Genomic DNA, 20,525 nt, shown 5'->3' with positions numbered 1-20,525 from the left:
TCGCCGGTGAGAGCCCGCTCAGGCCGTCACGACACCCGTGGTGTCGGAGAACCGGACGTGCTCGGGCGCGTGCGTGGCGACCAGGCTCGCCAGCCGGTCACCCTGGTAGCGCTTCCCGTCCACCAGCACCCGGAACTCGCCGACCTCGGCCTCCACCGAACCCGCGGGCCCGGGGCGCACGGTCACCGCGTCGAGGTCGTCCCAGGCCACGAAGTCCTTGTCCACCCGGATCCCGGCGGCGTTGACCAGCAGCGCCACCCGTGAACCGCGGTACCAGCCGACCACCGCCGGCAGCACCAGCGCCGGCGGCACGGTCGCCCAGAACCCCAGCGTCAGCGCGCAGAGCACGGCGATCGCGGCGAACACCGCCAGCACGCCGAGGGTCAGGAGCCGGGCACGCGTGTCGGCCGGTTTGAGCGCCGAGTAGCGCTTGCGGTCGTCGGCCAGCATGCGCAGGGTCGCCATCGTCGACATCAGGGCACCCCCATCAGAACAACACCGTCGCGTAGCGGCCGACCTGCTGGAACCCTATCTTGCGGTAGGCGGCCAGCGCCGGGTCGTTGTAGGCGTTGACGTACAGGCTCGCCGTGCGGCCCATACCCCGGACCAGCCGTGAGACCACCGCGGCGGTGCCCTGCGTGCCCAGCCCGTGGCCGCGGCGGTCCGGGCGCACCCACACACCCTGGATCTGCCCCACGGTCGCCGACATCGCGCCGATCTCCGCCTTGAACACCACTTCGCCGTTCTCGAACCGCGCGAACGCCCGGCCGCCGGCGATCAGCTCGGCGACCCTGGCGCGGTAGCTGGCCCCACCGTCCCCGGCCCGCGGGTCGATGCCGACCTCTTCGATGAACATCGCGATCGCGGCGGGCAGGTAGCGCTCCAGTTCGTCCGGCCGGACCGGGCGGACGAGGTGGTCGGGGGTGCAGGTGGGCGCGGAGTCCAGCGCGAGCAGCGGCTGGTCGTGGCGCACCTCCCTGGCCGGACCCCATTCGGTGGTCAGTTCCTCCCACAGCCCGAGCACCTGCTCGGCCGGGCCGACCAGCGAGGAGCAGGTGCGCTGGCGGCGCAGCGCGCGATCGGCGAACGAGCGCAGCGCCGAGGCGTTGCCCCGCAGCGGGATCAGGTTCGGCCCGGAAAAGCACAGGCCCTGGATGCGACCGGAGCGCAGCGGCCGGGACTCGGCGGCCCAGAGCTCGCCACCGAGGCGCCACGGGTCGAGACCTGCCACCTCGATCCGGGCGCTGACCATGCAGCTGCCCACGGGATCGGCGGCCAGTGCGGCGCGGACCGCCGGAAAGTCCCGATCATCGAGGAGCCGCGCACCTGCTAGCCGCAACACCCCCTCAGCCTGCCAGATGAGGCCGGACGACGGAAAGTGAACCGGCCGCGCGCGGCGACCGGTTTCACCCTCTCGGCCCTTGGTTCAGGCGCCGCGGTAGGTGCCGAAGGTCCACACGTTGCCCTCGGGATCGGCGATGGTGACGTTGCGTGAGCCGTATTCGGTCTCGTAGGGCTCGGCCAGCACCTTGGCTCCGCTGGTCGACGCGCGTTTGTGCACCGCGTCGGGGTCATCGGTGGCCACGCACAGCCACTGGCCCCCGGCCCGCGGCTTGGGCAGGTCGTTTTCGCCGAGCATCGAGCCGTACATGACGCCGCCGCCCTCGGGCCACTTCAGCTCGCCGTGCGCGATCGACACGCCGTCTTCGCCGCGCACGGTGAGCGCCTCGGTAAAGCCGAACACCTCGGTGAGGAACACCCGCGCGGCTTCGGCGTCGTCGTACTTCAGGGCGGGCCACACACCCGGATTGTTGAGTTCGCTCATGCCGGTCAGTCTGCGAGCAGGGCGGTTCCACCGGCTTGGAGAAACGGGAGCTCCTCGGCGATCCAGGTGCTCGGCGGGCAACCGGCCAGTGAACGCCACTCGTTGGCCATGTGCGCCTGGTCGTAGTAACCGGCCTGCGCGGCGACGTCGGCCAGGGTGCGCCAGCCGCCGGAACGCAGCAGCGATTCGCTGCGCTCGAAGCGCATCAGCCGCGCGGCCTGCTTCGGCGAGACACCGACCTCACGCGCGAACCGTTCGCTGAAGTGCCGCCTGCTCCAGCCGATCTCCTCGGCCAGCTCGGAGACGCCGACACCCCCGTGCCCGGCGACCATCGACCGCCACGCCCACTGGATCTCCGACACCAGCGTCACCGGCGCGACGGTGGCGGCCAGCTCGCGGTCCAGCAGGGCGAACCTGGCCGCCCAGTCCGGCAGTTCGTGCAGGCGGGCGGGCAGGTCGCGGGCCCACGGCACGGGCAGCTCACCGGCGTCGACCGTGGTCGAGGCGAGTTCGGTGGCCGAGACGCCGAGCAGGGCCCGCACGCCGAGCGGGTTCAGCTCGATGTGCAGGCCCTGCTGGTGAAAATCCTGTCCGATGAGCACCGGCGCCAGGTGCAGGCCGCCGACCACGCAGTGCCGCCGCAACGGGCCGTGCTCGGCGCCCGGCCCGCCGATCACCCGGATCGGCTCGGCCAGGCTGATGATCAGCGTGACCGAACGCGAGGGCAGGCCGCGGTGCACGGGCAGCGTGACGCCGTGCTGGGTGTAGCCGACGTACCGCCGCACCGCCTGCCGCAGGGCCGGGTGCGGCGGCCGGGCCGCCCACTGGTCACTCACCTGACCGGCGTAAACCGCTCAGCCGACGGTGACGGTGGGCTCACCGGTACCGGTCGACTCGCCCGCCTCCTCGGCGATGCGCATGGCCTCTTCGATCAGCGTCTCCACGATCGCGTGCTCGGGCACGGTCTTGATGACCTCGCCCTTGACGAAGATCTGCCCCTTGCCGTTGCCCGAAGCGACGCCGAGGTCGGCCTCACGCGCCTCGCCAGGCCCGTTCACCACGCAGCCCATCACCGCGACGCGCAGCGGCACCTCCATGCCCTCGAGCCCGGCGGTGACCTGCTCGGCGAGCGTGTAGACGTCCACCTGCGCGCGCCCGCACGACGGGCACGACACGATCTCGAGCTTGCGCTCCTTGAGGTTCAGCGACTGCAGGATCTGGATGCCGACCTTGACCTCTTCGACCGGCGGCGCCGACAGCGACACGCGGATGGTGTCGCCGATGCCCTGGCGCAGCAGCGCGCCGAAGGCCACCGCCGACTTGATGGTGCCCTGGAACGCCGGGCCCGCCTCGGTCACGCCGAGGTGCAGCGGGTAGTCGCACTGCTCGGCCAGCAGTTCGTAGGCACGCACCATGACCACCGGGTCGTTGTGCTTGACCGAGATCTTGATGTCGTGGAAGTCGTGCTCGGCGAACAGGCTCGCCTCCCACAGCGCCGACTCCGCCAGCGCTTCGGGGGTGGCCTTGCCGTACTTGTCCATGATCCGCTTGTCCAGCGAACCCGCGTTCACGCCGATCCGGATCGGCGTGTCGTGGTCCTTCGCCGCCTGCGCGATCTCCTTGACCTGGTCGTCGAACTTGCGGATGTTGCCGGGGTTGACCCGGACCGCCGCGCACCCGGCCTCGATCGCGGCGAAGACGTACTTCGGCTGGAAGTGGATGTCGGCGATCACCGGGATCTGCGACTTCCTCGCGATCGCGGGCAGCGCCTCGGCGTCGTCGGCGCTCGGGCAGGCCACCCGGACGATGTCACAGCCCGCCGCGGTCAGTTCGGCGATCTGCTGCAGGGTCGCGTTCACGTCGGAGGTCAGCGTGGTGGTCATCGACTGGACCGAGATCGGGTGGTCGCTGCCGACGCCCACCGAGCCCACCCGCAGTTGTCGGGTCCTGCGGCGCTCGGCGAGTACGGGCGGGGGCAGGGCGGGCATTCCAAGCGCGACTGTCATCGATTCCTCTGCGAAGGTGTCAGCGGCTATGACACCCCCCACGATACCGGCGCGCCCGCACCCGGTTTCCGGCGAGTGCGGGCGGCTGACAGGTGTTCACAAGCCTCTGAACTGAGGTTTTCTAGTTGGGCATGATGCGGATCGGGTTGACGATGTCCGCCGTCACGGTGAGCAGGACCACCGCTCCGCCGAGGAAGACCAACACCATCGTGACCGCGGACAACTTTGTGTAGTCCACCGGACCACCGGCGGCCTTCCCCCGCAGCTTCCGGAAGAAGTCGCGCACCCGTTCGTACCAGACGATGGCGATGTGCCCGCCGTCCATCGGCAGCAGCGGGAGCAGGTTGAACACGCCGACGAAGAAGTTCAGGCTGGCCAGCAGCAGCAGGAAGATCTCCCACAGGCCGTGCTCGACCGCCTCCCCGCCGATCCGGCTCGCGCCGACCACGCTCATCGGCGTCTCCGGGTCGCGCTCGCCGCCGAAGATCGACTCGACCACCGCCGGGATGCGCTGCGGGAACTCGACGATCCGCTGCCAGGTCTGCACGAACATGTCGCCGGTGAAGGTCGCCGCACCGCCGATCGCCGCGATCGGGCCGTACTGCAGGACCGAGTCGTCCTGCTTGGCCGCGCCGATCGCACCCCGCATCTCGGTGCCCGCGGAGCCGTCGGCCTTGGGCCGCACCAGTTTCGGCACGTCCACGGTCAGCAGCAGCGTCTGATCGCCGCGCTTGACCTCGATCGGGGTCGGGCCACCGGCGGCGCCGATGGTCCGGAGCATGTCCTCCCAGGTGGGGGTGGGCGTGCCGTTGATGGAGACGATCTGGTCGCCCGGCTTCATGCCCGCTTCGAGCGCGGGCGCGCGGTCACCGGGCTGGCACACCGGGTTGTTGTTCTCCTGCAGCGTGGCCGCGTCCCGCACGCACTGCGAGACCGCGCCGATCACCGGCGCCGGGTTCCGCTCGAGGTTCGGCAGGCCCATGGTGAACGCCATGAAGTAGAGCACCACGAAGCCGAGGATGAAGTGCGTCACCGAACCCGCGGCCATCACCACGGTCCGCTTCCAGGTCTTCTGCCGCCACATCGCGCGCGGCGCCTCGTCCGGGGTGACCTCGTCGAGCGCGGTCATGCCGGCGATGTCGCAGAAACCGCCGAGCGGGATCCACTTCAGGCCGTACTCGGTTTCGCCGCGGCGGAACGAGAAGACCGTCGGCCCGAAGCCGACGAAGTACCGTCGCACCTTCATGCCGAAGGCCTTGGCGGTGATCATGTGGCCTGCTTCGTGCAGGGCGACCGAAACGCAGATGCCCAGCGCGAACAGCACCACTCCCAAAATGTAGGCGAGCACGCCCTACTTCCCTCCGGCCCGGTTGATCTCCGCGGCGCGGGCACGAGCCCACTGCTCCGCGGCCAGCACGTCCTCGACGTCGCGGGGTTCGCGCCGCCAGTCGTCGGCGGCGTCCACCACCTGGGCAACAGTGTCCACGATGGAGGTGAAGCGAGCGTTCTGCGCGCGGAAAGCGGCCACCATTTCCTCGTTCGCCGCGTTGTAGACCGCCGGAACGCACCCACCGGCCAGCCCGGCGCTCCTGGCCAGCTCGACCGCCGGGAAGGCTTCGTGGTCCAGCGGCTCGAAGGTCCAGCTCGCGGCCTGGGAGAAGTCGCAGGCCGACGCCGCGCCGGGCACCCGGTCCGGCCAGTTCAGCGCCAGCGCGATCGGCAGCCGCATGTCCGGCGGGCTCGCCTGGGCCAGCGTCGAGCCGTCGGTGAAGGTGACCATCGAGTGCACGATCGACTGCGGGTGCACCACCACGTCGATGTCGGCGTAGGGCACACCGAAGAGCAGCTGCGCCTCGATCAGTTCGAGGCCCTTGTTCACCAGGGTCGCCGAGTTGATGGTGATGACCGGGCCCATGGACCAGTTCGGGTGCGCCATCGCCTGTTCCACGGTGACGTGCTCGAGGTCGGCCCGCGACCGGCCGCGGAACGGGCCACCGGAGGCGGTCAGCACCAGCTTCGAGACCTCCTCGGCCCGGCCGCCGCGCAGGGCCTGGGCCAGCGCCGAGTGCTCGGAGTCGACCGGCACCAGCTGGCCGGGCTTCGCCGCGGCGAGCACCAGCGGCCCGCCCGCGATCAGCGACTCCTTGTTGGCCAGCGCGAGGGTGGCGCCGGTCTCCAGCGCGCGCAGCGTCGGCTCGAGCCCCTGCGAGCCGGGCATGCCGTTGAGCACCACGTCGACGGTGACGTCGGCGATGAGTTCGGTCACCGAGTCGGCACCGGCGAAGATGCGCGGCAGCCGGTACTCCCCGCGCGAGTAGCCGCGGCGCTGGGCCTCGGCGTACAGCGCGAGCTGCAGGTCCTCGACGGCGGTCGGCTTGATCACCGCGATGGCCTCGACCTCGTGCGCGATGGCCTGCGCGGCGAGCAGGGCCGGGTCGGAACCGCCGGCGGCGAGGCCGGCCACCCGGAACAGTCCGGGGTTGCGCTCGGCGACGTCGAGGGCCTGGGTGCCGATCGAACCGGTGGAACCGAGCACGAGGAGGCTGCGCGAAGTAGTCATCGCCGACGATTATCGCGGACTCCGGGCGCGGGGCGGTCGGCGCGGTGTGGGATCATTCGGTGGTAGTAGTCAGCTTGGTGGATGGAGTGATCGTGGCGAGCAAGGCGGTCGAGAAGCGGTCGAACCAGGTCGACCCCCGCGACGAGCCGTCGGCCGAATGGGGCTGGCACGGCACGTTCCCGAAAGCCACCCGGTTCGCCGGCTGGCTCAGCGTGGCCTCGCTGCTGGTGATGCTGATCGGCAACCACCAGAACGCGATGGAGGACATCTGGCTGGTCGGCCTCGCGATCGGCCTGGCCTTCGCCCTGATTCTGGATGTGCGCAAGCGCCGCACGGCGTGGCGCCGATAGGTTCAGCCGACCGGTAGCTCGAACCGGCCGAATACCCAGGTCCCGCGGGCCTCGGGGTCGTCACCGGCCCAGAACTCGGTCCACAGTTCGGCGAACTCTTCCTTGGACAACCGGCCGTCGCCGTCGGAGTCGAGCAGGGGGAACACCTCGTCGGTGTTGACCCGCTTCCCGCTCCACGCCTCGATGAGCCTGCGGTACTCCTCGCCGGAGATCTCGCCGTCACCGTTCTCGTCGATCGCCTCGAACATGGCGCGCGCGGTGCCCGCGACCACGTCGGCCATGGCGTGCAGGCGGTCCACCACGAGCAGCACCTCGTCGAGCGTGACCTTGTGGTCGCGGTTGAAGTCGGAGGTGTGGAGCAGGGTGTCCCACCAGCCCATCATGATCGCCTTGAGGCGCGCGTCGCGCTCGGGTTGACGGTCGCGGACGGCCAGCCAGCGCTCCGTCAGCGCCTCGAAGTCGGCCTTCTCGAGCAGCCCGTCGGAGTTGGCGTCCATCGCGTTGAACACTCCGGCGATCTTGCGTCTCTGGAACTCGGTCGACACGGCGCGGTCCTCTCACACGTCAGCGAAGGCCCCAGGGTGACGAACCCGGCGCCGCACAACAACGCGCCAGAGGGGTCAACCATTTTCCCGACCCGGTGAACCCCGCTGTCACCGAGAGCGACCACGCCGGTCCGCCAGCCAGGTTCGATCTTCGCGCGGCTGGTGGACGCGCCCGGCGCCCCGCTTCACCTAGCCTGGAAGGCGGGTGACCCGCTAGCTACTCCTGGTGATCGAGGGGGTGTCATGGCCGCTCCGGGCGTCTTCCACTCGCTGGTCTCCCTGCGCGCGAAACAAGGTGAATCCCAGGCGCTGGAAGCAGTGCAGGATGCCGGGCAACTGGCTCGCGTCCAGCCGATCATCGAACTCACCACGGGATCCACCTTGACCAACCTCGGTCAGGCCGCTCAGATGCTCCGGAAACTGCATCGGCTGGGCCGCATCGGCATGCTCGACACCGCGGGCACCGAGGGGTCGCCTGGGTTCGGCCCCGGTCCCACCGGCGCGTTCAACACACTGGCGGACCAATTGTCGTACCCGGTGGACCTGTTCGATTCCAGTTACCCGGTCCGCTTCATCCCCGTAGCCCACGCGGACGCTCCCGGCGAGGTGCTGGCCGCGATCGGCCGACTCTGCGGTGAACTGGAAGCCGGTGGCGCGCTCCGGGTCAGGCCTGGCGCGACCGCGCTCGCCCGGGTGCTCGAACAGCTTGCCGTGGCACCGGCGGAGCTGGACGCCGTCGTCGATTCCCGGTACCTCTCCGGCGTCAGCACCCGACAGGTCGACGCCGTGTCCACGGTCGTGGCCGAACTCGGCTCAGTGGGCCGATTCAGGTCGATCACCGTACTCAGCGGCTCGATCCCCAAGATGCTGGCCCAGACCGCGAGCTGGCAGCAGACCCGGTTCGAGGAGGTGCTCTGGAGATCGGTCCGGGACAACAGCGGTAAGCACGTGCGCTTCGGTGACTACGGTGTCGTGCACCCGATCCCTGGTCCGGGATACCGCAGCAACCACGTCAGCGTGAAGTACACGTGCACGGAGAACTGGCTCTACCTCCGTGAGCGCATCAACGACGACGGCGAGCCCGACGAAGCGGGGCGGGGCCACACCGTCCGTCAGCTCTGCCGGCACCTGGTCGACAGCCAGGACTACGCGGGAGCCGACTTCTCCTGGGGCGACCGGGAAATCTTCACCGCGGCGTCCGGGCGGGGCGGCGGCTTCGGGGACAGCAGCGTCCCGGTCGCCCTCGGCACGTCCCATCACCTCGCTCACCTCGCCCGGCGTGCGGCTTGACCGGCTGACCTCTCACTCCTCTGTTTCTTCCTGGTTCCGGGCTCTGCTGAGGACGTCTTCGATCCGCAGCGGGTTCGCCGGGTGGTGGGTCAGGCACAGGGGCGTCGCGACCTGGCGGAAGCCGAAGGCCTCACCCGCGACGTAGAACTGCGCGCGTTCCAGCCGGGAGATGTCGGCGACCGGGCTGCCCTTCGCCCTGGCCAGTTCGTTGGCGGCGGCGATCTGCGCGGGACTGTTGAGTCTGCCGAAGAACTGGGTCATGGCGTTGCCGACGACCTGGTTGTGCAGGCCCTTCGGCGCCTGCGTGGCGAAAAGCAGGCCGAGGCCGTACTTCCGCGCCTGGGACGCGAGCACGATCGTGCTGCGGGTGCTCGCGGTGAGGCTGCCGGAAGCGGCGAGCGTCTGCGCCTCGTCCATCACGAACAGGGCGCCGAGCGGGCGGTCCCCCGCCGGGTTGCGCTTGACCCAGGCGAACAACTCCATCTGCAGCTGGTTGACGAAGTTCTGCCGCTGTTCCTCCGCGGGCAGGCCGACGAAGCTGATCACGGACACCCGCGCGCACTTGCCGGCCGCGGGCGTCAGGAGCCTGCCCGGGTCGACGACCTCGCCGGTGCCCGCCAGCAGCGGGTCGTTGACCATGGCGGCTTTGAGCATCTCGGCCAGCTCCGCGGCGATGCGGTTGGCGCCGTTGAGGTTGCTGACCCCTTCGGGCAGGTCGGACAGCACCTCGATGAGCCCGGGCAGGCTGCGTGACCCGCTGCGGGCGTGGTGCACGACCGCCTGCCGGAGCACCGCCAGGCTGATCTTGACCTTCCCCGTGGTCCCGGTGAGCCTGGCCTGCGGCGCCAGGGTCGCCACCGCCACCTCCACCGCGGCGGCGAACTCGTCCTCGTCGTCGAGGACGCCCGCGAAGTCGGGCAGCGGCTGGAAGGCCAGCGGCTTGCCGGACGCCCGACCGGGGGTCCAGACCACCACGTCCGTCTCGGCCAGGTACTGCTCGGCCAGGGCGGCATCACCCGGGCCCCAGCTGTCCGGCGGGCTCGGCCAGGCGTCGCCGAGGCGGGCGAGGTCGTTGTTCGGGTCCAGCACGATCGCGGACACCCCGCGCAGCGCGCACTCCTCCACGATCCGCCGGAGCAGCACGGTCTTGCCGGACCCCGAACCGGCGAACACCGCGGCGTGCTTGCGCAGGGCCGCCAGGCCGAGCCGCACCGGCTCACCGGTGCCGACCACCGTGCCCAGCGTGATCTCATCACCCGCGGGCGGCGGATGAGCACCATTCTTCCGCTCCTCCACCAGCGGTAGGTGTGCGCCGTTCTTCCGCTCTTCCGCCGGTGAATCGGGCAGCACCGCCGACAACAGCTCCGACCGCCCGGCCGGCCTGCGGTCGACGAGCCACTCGTGCAGATCGGCGCCCCCCTCGGCGAACATCCGGTCGAGCGCCCAGAACGTGCGCATGTCCTCATCGGACAGTTTGAGGTGCCTGCCGCCCGCGTCCTTGAACGCCTTCAGCTCCGCCTGCGTCTTCACGCCCTTGGACCACGGCGAATTGCGGATCAGGATCAGGTGCCGGTTGTCCGCACCCTGCCGTAGTCCGACGGCCGAGCGCGCCTTCCGCAACCGGTGCAGCACGGCGAGGTGGTGCCGGGCGGAGATCGACCGGAACGCCCAATGCTCCTCCAGGTCCGACGCCTCGTCCAGCGTGCGGGTCAGCCAGGCGTGCAGCTCACCCTGACCGTTCTGCGGCGGGCGTGCCCACTCCATCTCGTCGTCGCCCACCTCGGTGATCCACCCGCGCAGGGCGGCCGAGAGCAGCGAGGGCATCATCTCGTCCTCGGTGCGGTGGTCCAGCAACACCGAAGTGTCGGCCTTGGCTCGCAACTCGTCGAACCACCTGTCGAGTTCGGCGTACCGATCCGGCGTGACGGGGATCGGCACGACCGGAACGGGCGCGTGGTCCTCGAACGAGGTCAGTTCCGTGACCTGGCCGGTGCGCAGGCAGCCGTCGATGTGCGCGCCGATGCGCTTGAGCAGTTCGCGCGGGGTCCACTGCTCCCAGTCGCCTTTGAACGCGGACTGCGCGATCGGCCACGTCGGGTGTGGCGGCGTGAACCCGACGCTTTGGTACGCCACACCGAGACGCTTCTCGACCAGCGCCCGGCCGAGTTCGGCGGTGGGCACCCGGCCGAGCGTCAGCGACTCGCGGAACCGGTCGGGCACGGTGTCGGCGCCCTGGTTTTTGATCTGCATCCAGGTGGCGGGCAGGCACATCAGCACCGTCATGGTCCGGTGGGTCACCTCGCGCAACCGCATCAGCCCGTCGGCGATCTGCGCCACCAGCAGTTGTTCCTCACCCGCGCTCTGGGTGCGCTGGGCGGACCGCGCGATGAGCGTGTCGAGCTGGTCGACCCCGATCACGACCGGTCCCGTCAGCGCCAGCAGCCGCGTGATCTCCTGCACCTGGGCGAGCGGCGGCTTGGGTTGCGGCCGGATACCCCATTTCCGCCGTTCCCCGGTCTTCCACTCCTCCGACCCGCCCAGGTAGAAGTCGGCGACGTCGTTCGTGGACACGTCGTCGCTGGCGTAGAGCACCAGCGCCCGCGCCACATCGGCGCACTCCACGGCGAGCTGCCGGTCGAGCCGGCGCAGTCCGCCGATGAACGCGTCGACGTCGTCCTTGGTGAGCCCGCGGCCTTCCAGGATCCGCCCCATGACCTCACCGCTGACACTGGCGCTCAGGCACACCCGCCGGAGGAAGCTCACCAGCTGCGAGACCCCTGACTCGTCCCGCTGCAGGAGACCTCGCCGTAGTGCCTGAGCCGTGTCGTCCCAGAACGCGTCTCCGGCGGTGAGGTCGTTGAGGAAGAAGTAGCCGCGGGCGCGGTGCACGTGGCGGCGGACCAGTCCCAGCAGGTGGGTCTTGCCGACGCCCTTCTGGCCTTGGAGCACCAGTCCCAGCGGACTGGGTCCGGGGCTGGCGAGGGCGCCGCGAATGCCCACGTCGACGTCCGACAGCACGTCGGTGTGCAGCCCGTCGATGTGGTACGGCGAATCACGCCACACGTGGTCGGGGGTGTCCGCCCAGTCGAGGTGGAGGGCGGACAGCGCTGCCAGCGGGTCCATCACGACACCTCGATGGAGAGCAGATGGTTGTCCTCACCACCGACGCGGATGGCCGCCTCGTGGTCCGCGTCGGTGAGGGCCTTGCGATTGGACTCCGGTGCCAGGTGCAGGCGTCCCTGGCGGCTCAGCTCCTTCAGCACGGCGTCGACCTCGCTCGCCGGGGCGCCGTCGAGCATCGGGCGCAGGTCCACCAGCCCGACCCAGTCCCGCGGTGCCCTCGCCAGTTTCCGGTAGGCGTCCCGGATCCGGCTCTCGATCCCGTCCGGGGTCAGTTCGACCCGCGGCGCGAACAGCTCGAACAGCTGCAGCCCCTGGCGCTTCATGTAGTCGTCGAAACCGCCCAGGAGCACGTACAACCCGGTGATCAGGCTGCTGCGCGAGTTCGGCGGCGGTGACTTCATCGCCAGCTCCCCACGGCACCAGCTCCACCCGCTGTCGGTGAGTTCGTGGCTGAAGGAGCGCCCCGACTTCTCGCTGTGGACGTACCCGAGATCGTTGAGCTCCCTGCGTTCCTCCCCGGTGAGCGTGAAGCCCACAACGGTGTTCAGCTCCGGGTTGGACACTTCGCGCGCGAGCACCATCAGGGTGAACATCACCGCGGTCTGCTGGTGTCGCAATCGGTCGGCCATTCTGCTCCCTTTCACACCGTGGATCCAACGAACAAGCCCTAAATCCTGGCCGCACGCGCGTCGAGCACCCGCAACGCGAAGGCAATCGCCGTCGTCGTCGTCCGGGGCGCGGGCGTGCGAGAGCCGTTCTCCTCGCGTGCTGTCGCACGAGGTCTGATCGCCACCGCGAGGTCGGCCGCCAGTTCCCGCGCGCGGGCGGCATCTCCGTCACCGATCGCGATGACCAGGTCCTGGACCACCTCGTCCACCAGCTCCCACAGCAACGGCCGCAGCTGCGCCCGCGAGACCTGCCGCAGCGCGGCGGCGAGGTCGACTTCGCCGGTGTCGACGAGCGCGGTGTTGCCGTGGAGCTGGTCCACCAGGCTCTGCGCCACGTCCGCGGGTCCGCGTGACTGGTTCAGCCGCAGATAGCGCAGGTTGCCCACGTAGCCCGGCAGCGCGCTCGGGTCGGCGTCCTCGGTGAGCACCGGGATGAGCCGCCGGTCCTGCCCCAGCGTCCGGTGCAGGAACAGCTCGACCTCGGCCTCCTGCCAGCGGCTCACCTTCTGGTCGACCACCAGGCACAGGTGCCGGGCGTCGTCGGCCTTGGGCAGCATCGACCGGTCGCCCGACAGCGACTTCCGTGCCCGCAGGCCCCGTTGTTCCAGCGCCTCCACCAGCTTGCCCGCGAAGTCCAAAGTGGACCTCGTGGTGCTGATCACGAATTCGTGGGCGAAGTCGTGCTTCGCGGCTCGCGCGGAGGTGACGTAGGCGTCGCGGTTCTCCGCCAGCAGGTCCGTGCGGTCCAGCTGGTGCGCGATGACCGCTGCCAGCGTCTCCAGCGCGAAACCGATCTGATCGGCACCGGGGCTGGACTCGAGCAGCGCCGGGAGTTGCTCGCCGAAACTCCAGTAGGAGACGTAGGGCAGCGTGAGGTGGCGGGACATCACCTCCGGCGGGACGTCCTGGTAGACCCAGTCGCGGAACAGGTGCTTGGTCATCTTGACGCAGGTCTCCCGCCACTTCTCCGACCGGTCGTACTCCTCACGGGTGTCGAACCGGGACAGCACCGGCAGCACCGGCAGGCGCGGCCGGTCGAAGGGCAGGCGGTCGCGGGCGGCGTTGGCCCGGCGGGCGATGTCGAGCACGCCCCGGAGGCTCTGCATGTTCGCGGTGAACAACACGACCAGCTGGTCCGGGAGGTGGGCGGTGCAGATGCCGCCGATGTCGGAGATACCGGTGCGGCTGTCGAGCAGGACGTAGTCGTAATCGGCCGTCCACTGCGCGCGACGGGTCTCGAGGAAGTCACCGAAACCCCTGTCGTACAGGCTTTCCCAGTTGATCGCCTGCACGCGGGAGGTGTAGTCGTCGTCCGCGCGACCGGCCGCGATGAAATCGAGGGTGCCTTCGGCGGCCAGCGAGGTGATGTGCGCCGCCCGGCGGACCTTCCCCGCGAGGAAGTCGTCGACCAGGTCCACCACGCCACCGGTGGGTTCGGCGCGCAACAACGGCCGGAAGTAGTCGAGCAGTCCCGGCGCCTCCAGGTCCCAGTCCACGCACAGCACCCGATGACCCCAGCGGGCCAGCAGCACGGCGACGTTGGCCAGCGTGAAACTGCGGCCGACACCGCCCTTGTAGGAGTAGAAGGTGACCACGGTGCCCGGCATCGGTCAGAACCTCGGCAGTCTGGCCATCGGAGGCGGGCCGACGACGGGAGTGGCCACCGGCCAGTCCGGCCGCCAGGCAGGCGCTTGGTCGAGCAGGTCCGCCAGTTCCTCGGCGACGTGCGTCAGTTCGCTGTGGAAGTCGAGGTAGTCCAGTGACATCTGGAAGTGCTCGTAGGGCTTCGCCCACTGCCTGAGGTCACGCATCCGCCGCTCGTGCGCCCAGTCGGGAAAGTTCTTGGAGTCGCAGAAGATCACCGGGTAGATCAGGGTCCGCACCCCGCCGCTGTGCGCTTCCCGCTGTGCCATCGAGTGCCACTCGGTCAGGCACCACTCGTCGCGGAAGTACTTGGGCGAGCACACCGGGACCAGGATCCGCGTGTGCAGCAACGCCTTCTTCAGCTCGTCCGGCCAGCGGGTGCCGACACCGAGCTCGGCGTCGCAGAAGACCCGTGCTTCCCGGTCGAGCTGGTTGTCCAGCAACTCCAGCAGGCGCGGGTGGAAATGGGTACGCACCCAGGCGGGCACGGTGTGGTCCTCGCGCCGATAGCTGATGAAAACGTCGTACTCGTACACCGGCGCGGTCACCCCTTCGTACCGATCATCGGGCCGGGCGATCGTAAGTCGCCGCCGACAGCGAGAAACAGACGAGAAACGTGACAAAACCAGGACAGATCCACTCGCGGTAAAGGAAAGGACAGAACCGTGACAAGCTGGGGACAAGCCCTTGCCACGCCGGGCACACCGCCGAGAATGCTGGGCACGCCACGACGATCCCGTCCGAGGAGTACCGATGCCCGGCCAAGAAGTACCACGTTTGTTCATCACCTACGCGCACGATTCACCGGAACACAAGGACCGCGTCCGCGATTTCGCCGAATACCTGCGCGTGCGGATCGGCTTGGACGTGCACCTGGACCAGTGGTACGACAACAAACGACGCGACTGGTCGGCGTGGGCGATCGAGCAGCTGACCGAAGCGGATTTCGTGCTCGTCATCGCTTCCCCGGACTACAAGCGCCGGGCCGACGGCGCGGCACCGCCGGACGAAGGGCGTGGCTCGCAGTTCGAGACGGCGATCCTGCGCAACGACCTGACCAAGGACCTGCGAGCCGCGACCGAACGGATCCTGCCGGTGGTCCTGCACGGTCAGTCGGCCGAGGACGTCCCGACCTTCCTCAACGCCTTCTCCACCACGAGGTTCCACGTCGAGACCTTCTCGGCGGAGGGTGTGGCGGAGCTGATCGCGGCGATCACCGGCCGGGGTGCCCACCCGATGCCCGAGCGCGGCCAGTGGCTGGGTGGCCAAACTTCCGAGGGACCCACGCAGGACCGGGTACTGCTGGCGAACGGCCTTCCGTGGCTGGCCAGCAGCGCACGCATCCGGTCCGGCACCGCCCAGATCAACGGCGTGTCCTACGCGGACAGCATCGTGTTGCGTCCCGGGTCTGGCACAGTGGAATCGCTGGGGTTCGTCGACATCGAACTGGGCGGCGGGTACCGGCGGCTGACCGCGGTCGCCGGTGTGCTCGACGACGCCGACGAACCGTTCCAGGTGGGGGATTTCCGGGTCGTCCTCGACGGCACTCCGCACGCGGTGTACCGGGCGGCGTTCGGCACCCCGGTGGCGATCGACCTCGACCTCACCGGTGCGCTGAAGCTGCGCCTGGAGATGTGCCGCCCGGACCCCGGCAGCACACCGTCGCACGCGCGGCCGGGGAACAGCCTCCGACCGGGCCGGCCTCCGGAACTGGCGTGGGGGAACCCGAGTCTGTCCACCTGAACCAGCGGCCGGAGGCGCGACCCCGGCGGGCCTACTCGCTGCCGATGACGAACAGGTCGTCCCAGAGCGCGGTGACGGTCCGCCGCGCGTGGTGCAGGACCTCGTCGAGCAGCGTCAGGCTGCACACGTCCCGGCTCGACCGGCCTGCCGCGAAATCGGCCCTGGCCAGGTCGTGGGAGGCCCGCAGCAGATGGGGCTGGACGACGACCACCCTCGTGCGGTCGGTCGCCACCCTGGCCTTCAACTGGTGCACGAACTCGGCGCTGGTGATCCGGTTTCCCGCGTGCCAGGCCGCCGGGGTGGCGATGCGGGGTGCGGACAGCCGCTCCGCCAGCAAATCCGTGTCCAGCAGCCGGATGTTGTCCACGGCCCGTCTGACCACCTGCGCGAACGGGGTCACCGCGATGCGCCTGCCCCGGCCCGCGCTGTGGGCGGCGCTGACGTGGATGGCGGTCAGCGTGCCGTCGTCGGTGAGGTGCAGGAAGTCGGCGACGTCTCCGGCACCGTCGTCGCACAACAACCACTCGCCACCGAAGCGCCGGACGACCCAGGCGTACAGCGAGTCGTCGCCGTGGGTGGCGATGGCGTGGTGGATCGCCTGGTCCTCCCCGGTGGCGGGTTTCGCCTTCATGACCGCGAACCCGGAGAAGTCCTCGAAGGCGAGGTTGGGGTAGGGGCTGGAGTCCAGCTCACGCCGGACCATCTGGTGACCGTCGAACAGGTGGCCTGACTCGTAGTACACGGTGAGCAGGTTGTCGTCCGCGATGGCTTCCTTGACCTCACGCGCGCTCCCCTCGGTCGAGGGCACACCGCTGAAGCGCACGTCGAGGCGGACGTTCCCGGCGTCCTCGACCGGTTTGACCACCAAGGTGCCCGCCACCGCACCCTGACGGCCCACGTCGACGAACGCCTGCGCGGAACCGGAATCGCCGCGCACGTCGAGGATGGCCGAGCGGATGAGCTCCGCGCGCTCAGCCCGTTCCTCGTCGGCATCGGCGGGCACCTGCACCAGAACGTCGTAAGCACCGCGCACCTGGCCGAGAGCGACCCGCGGCACGGCAGCTTCGGCGGCCAGGGGTGCGGGCACTTCCTCGGCGCTCAACGCCAGTTCGACCGTGCGGAGGACCTCGCCGACGGCCGCGAGGAACATCGCGAAGGGCGAAGTCCGCTTCCATGAAACCCGGAAGCTCCCCGGAGAGACGGTGATCAGATCGCGCAGCAGAGCACTCTCGTCATCCGGCAGGTAGGCGACCTTCGCGGCCGACAGCGCGTACTGGCCGTCCTCCAGCGCGGCATCGGCGTCGGCGGGACGACGCTGCCCACCTCGCAGCCACAGCATCTTGCCGTCGCCGCGGAAGGTTGCGGTCAGCCGGTCCGACGGGACGAACCGGAAAGGTGCCGCTTCCTGGCGGAGCCACCGGCTGATCCTGGTGTCGCCGACGAAGGTCGAATACACGGCGACCAGCCGGTGCCGTCGGACGGCGACGGACAGTTGGTTGGTGACGTCGACGAAGCCGGCGTCCGGTTCGGCCCAGCCCGGCGTCCCGGTCACCTCGCGAGCGATGCCGAGGACCTGTTCGACGCCCAGCTCGTCCACCGAGCCGACCTCGTCGCCGAGGTCGCCAGGGCGCAGCTCCACTTCGGCGAGCAGGCGGGCGTTGTCCCCGCCACCCGGGTCGCCCGCGGCTTCGCGCAGGAACCGGTGCAATCGTCCGAACGCCTGCTGGGGGTCATCGGCCGTGCATTCCAGCAGGATCACGGACAGGTACGGTTTCAGGTCGGTCAAGCGCAGCTTCGGCAATGCTGCATCCGCACTTCCCAGGGTCATGGCTCAGGGAACCTAGACAGCGGAACCGGGGCGCACCAGGGAAAGCGGGCCGGAATCGGGACCTGACCAGCAATTGTCCAGAAGGGTACGGCCGGTGTCCTGTCCGTGGTCACCGCCCAGCGGAGTCAGGGAATCGGGTCATATTTTCCCACTACGACAGCGGACCGGCCACGAGCCATCGGAATCATTGCGTCCAGCGCACACCGTAAGCGAAACCCGGCATCAGATCGCGGAATTCGACGTGGATTTCCCCCGAGCCGTCCGGCACCAATACCGGACCCTTGACCCCATTGTTCTTGGCGTCCTCCTGGAACACCTGGTCCAGCAGCAGGATTTCCGCCGGAGCCGGACTGGGAAAGCGCACGTGGAGTTCGAAGAGGTCGACCGGGTGCCGTGGCACGCAGACGTAATGCGGATACCGGAAAGCGGCCCGGAATCGCAGGGCGAGTTCGTGCCGCTCACCGCGGCGCAGCGGCGACGGCAGCCGCAACGCCAGCCCGGCCCGGTCGCTGGACTCCATCACCCGGGCAGCCAGCAGTCCACCGTGGAACACGTCGACCTGGAGGTCGTCCTCGCGCACCGAGCGACCGCTGTCCACCGGCGTGGTCAGGGTCAGGGCGAGGTCCAGTTCGGCGATGTCGTCGGCGTCGGCGACGATCTTGCGGAACTCGAAGGCCTCCGGCACCGGCTGGTCGAGCGACAGCGTCACGCGCAGGTTTTCGGTGTGCCAACTGCGACTCGGGTCACCGGGCGCCGCGACCGGTGCCGCGGCGAGGGCCAGTTCCGCGACCTGCTCGATGCCCTCGTCGATGCGACGGCGGATCGTCCGGTCGTCGCGGTCCAGTTCGCGGGCAGCCCAGTGCACGCGCTCCTGGTAGAACGGATTCCGGGCCTGTTCGTGCAAGCCCAGCGCCGCCAGCACCACCGTGCTCAAATCGCTGGGCAGCGGGGCGATGAGCGCACGCAGCCGATCGGAAACCTTCCGCCGGATCTCCGCGGCGTCCTCGTTGCCGGAAATCCGGCACACCGCCCGCAACGCCGGCCCGACGCGTTCGCCGAGCTGAGTCGCGGAAATCCCTCGGCCCTTCCGCAACAGTTTCAGTTCCTGCACCAGCACCGTCGCGCTCAAGTTCACCAGACCTCCCACGCGGCTCACGGACGAGCACCAATACTCACCATCGCCATCCACCCTGTCCAGCCGGTCAACGAGCGCCATCACGATCGTTATGCCGTGGTTTCCTTTCCCGGCAATAAGCAGAACAGGGAAACCATTGCCACCACGCCGACGACGCATGCACTAATACAATCGCCGGAGCCGCTCCGGCGCCGGATCAGCTACCGCACAGTCATACCGTCGTCGCCGGTGCGCAGGGCATCACCGGTGGGCGCCCGAAGTTGGCAAACCGCAACCAACTCGGGCGTTGAGCCGTCCGCGGTGGGTCAGCGGGCGGGGAGCCAGGGGCTGAGCAGGGTTTCCAGGTCGGCGTCCGACAGGGCGCGCGGGCCGCTGTCGAACTCGTGCCAGCGGGAGGCTTGGCACGCAGCGTGGAATTCGACGTCGAAGGCGCGCATGAGCACGTAGGTGAACGTGCACGAATCGAACCGCTCGCCGAGCAGCTCACGCGCGACGCGGGCGACATCCGTGGCGCTGCGGCCGGTGACGTCGGTGAGCATCAACTTCTCCGCCGCCGGGTCGAGCAGGCTGGGCGCAAGCATCAAAACGAACTCTCCATCATCGAACTACTCAACCTTCCGCGGCGAGCTGGCCGCAAGCCGCGGCGATTTCCTGGCCTCGCGTGTCCCGCACGGTGCACGAGACACCGCCCTCGTTCACCCGGCGCACGAACTCGCGCTCCACCGGCTTCGGCGAGGCGTCCCACTTCGACCCCGGCGTCGGGTTCAGCGGGATCACGTTCACGTGCACCAACTGCTTCAAGTGCTGCCGCAGCCGCTTCGCCAGCAGATCCGCCCGCCACGGCTGGTCGTTGATGTCCCGGATCAACGCGTACTCGATCGACACCCGGCGCCCCGACGTTTCCGCGTAGTACCGCGCCGCGTCCAGCACCTCGTCGACCGACCACCGGTTGTTCACCGGCACCAGCGTGTCCCGCAGCTCATCGTCCGGTGTGTGCAGCGACACCGCCAACCGCACCTGCATCTTCTCGTCCGCCAGCTTCCGGATCGCCGGCGCCAAACCCACCGTCGACACCGTCACCGAACGCTGCGAGATACCCAGCCCGGCGGGCGCGGGATCGGTGATCCGCCGCACCGCCGCCACCACGCGCTTGTAGTTCGCCAGCGGCTCGCCCATGCCCATGAACACGATGTTCGACAGGCGCCCCGGCCCACCCGCCATCTCGCCGTCACGCATCACGGCGGCGGCTGAGCGGACCTGGTCCACGATCTCCGCGGTCGACAGGTTCCGATCCAGGCCTCCCTGCCCGGTCGCGCAGAAGGGGCACGCCATGCCGCAGCCGGCCTGGCTCGAGATGCACAGCGTCGCCCTGTCCGGGTACCGCATCAGCACGCTCTCCACCAGCGTGCCGTCGTGCGCGCGCCACAGCGTCTTGCGCGTGCTCCCGTCGTCGCACGCCAGCGCCCTGACCTCGGTCAGCAGCGGCGGCATCAGCTCGCCGACCAGCCGCTGCCGCGACGCGGCCGGGATGTCGGTCATCTGCTCGGGGTCGACCGTCAGCCGCGAGAAGTAGTGGTTCGACAGCTGCTTCGCGCGGAAGGGCTTCTCACCCAGCTCGGCGACGGCGGCCGCGCGCTCTTCGGCGGAAAGGTCCGCGAGGTGCCGCGGCGGCAGCCCGCGCTTGGGCGCGTCGAAAACTAGGGGGAGGGCAGTCATAACGGGTTCATTCTCCCACGTCCCCCCAGTGTGACCGAGCTCGCGGCCCGCTGGTTGTCAAACGAACGGTTCCGATATATCGTGAGTGCATC

General features: G+C 69.5%; 19 protein-coding genes. 3 read left to right on the top strand and 16 right to left on the bottom strand.

Annotation, left to right across the window (positions count from 1 at the left end; genetic code table 11):
• Positions 1-18: 18 nt before the first annotated feature.
• From L3Q67_RS20880 to dxr, 7 genes are all read right to left on the bottom strand, one after another.
• Positions 19-474 carry a hypothetical protein gene (locus tag L3Q67_RS20880; protein ID WP_499191066.1) on the bottom strand — a complete coding sequence of 152 codons (456 nt, stop codon included), beginning with the start codon at positions 472-474 and terminating at the stop codon, positions 19-21.
• A 13-nt stretch (positions 475-487) separates the two neighbouring features.
• Complete coding sequence (locus tag L3Q67_RS20875) at positions 488-1,342, bottom strand: GNAT family N-acetyltransferase (protein ID WP_499191065.1); 855 nt, start codon at positions 1,340-1,342, stop codon at positions 488-490.
• An 84-nt stretch (positions 1,343-1,426) separates the two neighbouring features.
• On the bottom strand, positions 1,427-1,825 hold the full coding sequence (locus L3Q67_RS20870; RefSeq protein ID WP_499191064.1) for a VOC family protein: 399 nt from the start codon (positions 1,823-1,825) through the stop codon (positions 1,427-1,429).
• A 5-nt stretch (positions 1,826-1,830) separates the two neighbouring features.
• Entirely contained in the window at positions 1,831-2,661 is an 831-nt protein-coding gene (locus L3Q67_RS20865) for a helix-turn-helix domain-containing protein (protein ID WP_499191063.1), read from the bottom strand.
• Between the two features lie 18 nt (positions 2,662-2,679).
• On the bottom strand, positions 2,680-3,831 hold the full coding sequence (gene ispG / locus L3Q67_RS20860; RefSeq protein ID WP_499191062.1) for a flavodoxin/ferredoxin-dependent (E)-4-hydroxy-3-methylbut-2-enyl-diphosphate synthase: 1,152 nt from the start codon (positions 3,829-3,831) through the stop codon (positions 2,680-2,682).
• 121 nt (positions 3,832-3,952) lie between these two features.
• Positions 3,953-5,179, bottom strand: a complete 1,227-nt coding sequence (locus L3Q67_RS20855) for a M50 family metallopeptidase (protein ID WP_499191061.1) — start codon at positions 5,177-5,179, stop codon at positions 3,953-3,955.
• A 3-nt stretch (positions 5,180-5,182) separates the two neighbouring features.
• A complete protein-coding gene (gene dxr, locus L3Q67_RS20850) occupies positions 5,183-6,391 on the bottom strand; it encodes a 1-deoxy-D-xylulose-5-phosphate reductoisomerase (RefSeq protein WP_499191060.1) in 1,209 nt (402 codons plus the stop codon).
• 92 nt (positions 6,392-6,483) lie between these two features.
• On the opposite strand from dxr, the gene L3Q67_RS20845 reads away from it, so the two are divergent.
• Positions 6,484-6,741, top strand: coding sequence for a DUF2631 domain-containing protein (locus tag L3Q67_RS20845; protein ID WP_499191059.1), 258 nt, complete (start codon positions 6,484-6,486; stop codon positions 6,739-6,741).
• A 2-nt stretch (positions 6,742-6,743) separates the two neighbouring features.
• Here the strand turns inward: L3Q67_RS20845 and L3Q67_RS20840 are convergent, their stop codons facing one another.
• Positions 6,744-7,286: an EF-hand domain-containing protein gene (locus L3Q67_RS20840; protein ID WP_499191058.1), complete on the bottom strand. Its 543-nt coding sequence runs from the start codon at positions 7,284-7,286 to the stop codon at positions 6,744-6,746.
• A gap of 243 nt (positions 7,287-7,529) precedes the next feature.
• On the opposite strand from L3Q67_RS20840, the gene L3Q67_RS20835 reads away from it, so the two are divergent.
• A complete protein-coding gene (locus tag L3Q67_RS20835; RefSeq protein WP_499191057.1) occupies positions 7,530-8,576 on the top strand; it encodes a beta family protein in 1,047 nt (348 codons plus the stop codon).
• Between the two features lie 12 nt (positions 8,577-8,588).
• Here L3Q67_RS20835 and L3Q67_RS20830 read toward each other — a convergent pair whose 3' ends face one another.
• From L3Q67_RS20830 to L3Q67_RS20815, 4 genes are read right to left on the bottom strand one after another with little or no spacing between them, the layout of a single operon-like run.
• On the bottom strand, positions 8,589-11,699 hold the full coding sequence (locus L3Q67_RS20830) for a helicase HerA domain-containing protein (RefSeq protein ID WP_499191056.1): 3,111 nt from the start codon (positions 11,697-11,699) through the stop codon (positions 8,589-8,591).
• Entirely contained in the window at positions 11,699-12,328 is a 630-nt protein-coding gene (locus L3Q67_RS20825; RefSeq protein ID WP_499191055.1) for a hypothetical protein, read from the bottom strand. The genes L3Q67_RS20830 and L3Q67_RS20825 overlap by 1 nt, the downstream gene beginning before the upstream one ends.
• A 38-nt stretch (positions 12,329-12,366) precedes the next feature.
• Positions 12,367-13,974: a KGGVGR-motif variant AAA ATPase gene (locus L3Q67_RS20820; RefSeq protein ID WP_499191054.1), complete on the bottom strand. Its 1,608-nt coding sequence runs from the start codon at positions 13,972-13,974 to the stop codon at positions 12,367-12,369.
• Between the two features lie 3 nt (positions 13,975-13,977).
• Entirely contained in the window at positions 13,978-14,559 is a 582-nt protein-coding gene (locus tag L3Q67_RS20815; RefSeq protein ID WP_499191053.1) for a TIR domain-containing protein, read from the bottom strand.
• A gap of 205 nt (positions 14,560-14,764) precedes the next feature.
• Here L3Q67_RS20815 and L3Q67_RS20810 point away from each other — a divergent pair, with 205 nt between their 5' ends.
• A complete protein-coding gene (locus L3Q67_RS20810) occupies positions 14,765-15,754 on the top strand; it encodes an SEFIR domain-containing protein (RefSeq protein ID WP_499191052.1) in 990 nt (329 codons plus the stop codon).
• Between the two features lie 31 nt (positions 15,755-15,785).
• Here L3Q67_RS20810 and L3Q67_RS20805 read toward each other — a convergent pair whose 3' ends face one another.
• From L3Q67_RS20805 to rlmN, 4 genes are all read right to left on the bottom strand, one after another.
• Complete coding sequence (locus L3Q67_RS20805; RefSeq protein ID WP_499191051.1) at positions 15,786-17,540, bottom strand: hypothetical protein; 1,755 nt, start codon at positions 17,538-17,540, stop codon at positions 15,786-15,788.
• Between the two features lie 226 nt (positions 17,541-17,766).
• Positions 17,767-18,717, bottom strand: coding sequence for a hypothetical protein (locus tag L3Q67_RS20800; protein ID WP_499191050.1), 951 nt, complete (start codon positions 18,715-18,717; stop codon positions 17,767-17,769).
• A gap of 305 nt (positions 18,718-19,022) precedes the next feature.
• Positions 19,023-19,298 carry a hypothetical protein gene (locus tag L3Q67_RS20795; protein ID WP_499191049.1) on the bottom strand — a complete coding sequence of 92 codons (276 nt, stop codon included), beginning with the start codon at positions 19,296-19,298 and terminating at the stop codon, positions 19,023-19,025.
• 28 nt (positions 19,299-19,326) lie between these two features.
• Positions 19,327-20,433 (bottom strand): 23S rRNA (adenine(2503)-C(2))-methyltransferase RlmN, encoded by a 1,107-nt coding sequence (rlmN, locus tag L3Q67_RS20790; protein ID WP_499191048.1) that lies wholly within the window; start codon positions 20,431-20,433, stop codon positions 19,327-19,329.
• Positions 20,434-20,525: the final 92 nt, after the last annotated feature.

The organism is Saccharothrix sp. AJ9571 (assembly GCF_021725495.1).
Lineage (GTDB): Bacteria > Actinomycetota > Actinomycetes > Mycobacteriales > Pseudonocardiaceae > Amycolatopsis > Amycolatopsis magusensis.
The sequence above is the reverse complement of the archived record's forward strand: the minus strand, read 5'-3'. Positions and strand labels throughout refer to the sequence as shown.

What these genes read in the sequence shown, in the direction of transcription:
- L3Q67_RS20880 (WP_499191066.1), bottom strand. Translation starts at nt 474, where the DNA reads ATGTCGACGATGGCGACCCTGCGCATGCTGGCCGACGACCGCAAGCGC.
- L3Q67_RS20870 (WP_499191064.1), bottom strand. Translation starts at nt 1,825, where the DNA reads ATGAGCGAACTCAACAATCCGGGTGTGTGGCCCGCCCTGAAGTACGAC.
- ispG (WP_499191062.1), bottom strand. Translation starts at nt 3,831, where the DNA reads ATGACAGTCGCGCTTGGAATGCCCGCCCTGCCCCCGCCCGTACTCGCC.
- dxr (WP_499191060.1), bottom strand. Translation starts at nt 6,391, where the DNA reads ATGACTACTTCGCGCAGCCTCCTCGTGCTCGGTTCCACCGGTTCGATC.
- L3Q67_RS20835 (WP_499191057.1), top strand. Translation starts at nt 7,530, where the DNA reads ATGGCCGCTCCGGGCGTCTTCCACTCGCTGGTCTCCCTGCGCGCGAAA.
- L3Q67_RS20830 (WP_499191056.1), bottom strand. Translation starts at nt 11,699, where the DNA reads ATGGACCCGCTGGCAGCGCTGTCCGCCCTCCACCTCGACTGGGCGGAC.
- L3Q67_RS20825 (WP_499191055.1), bottom strand. Translation starts at nt 12,328, where the DNA reads ATGGCCGACCGATTGCGACACCAGCAGACCGCGGTGATGTTCACCCTG.
- L3Q67_RS20820 (WP_499191054.1), bottom strand. Translation starts at nt 13,974, where the DNA reads ATGCCGGGCACCGTGGTCACCTTCTACTCCTACAAGGGCGGTGTCGGC.
- L3Q67_RS20810 (WP_499191052.1), top strand. Translation starts at nt 14,765, where the DNA reads ATGCCCGGCCAAGAAGTACCACGTTTGTTCATCACCTACGCGCACGAT.
- L3Q67_RS20795 (WP_499191049.1), bottom strand. Translation starts at nt 19,298, where the DNA reads ATGCTTGCGCCCAGCCTGCTCGACCCGGCGGCGGAGAAGTTGATGCTC.
- rlmN (WP_499191048.1), bottom strand. Translation starts at nt 20,433, where the DNA reads ATGACTGCCCTCCCCCTAGTTTTCGACGCGCCCAAGCGCGGGCTGCCG.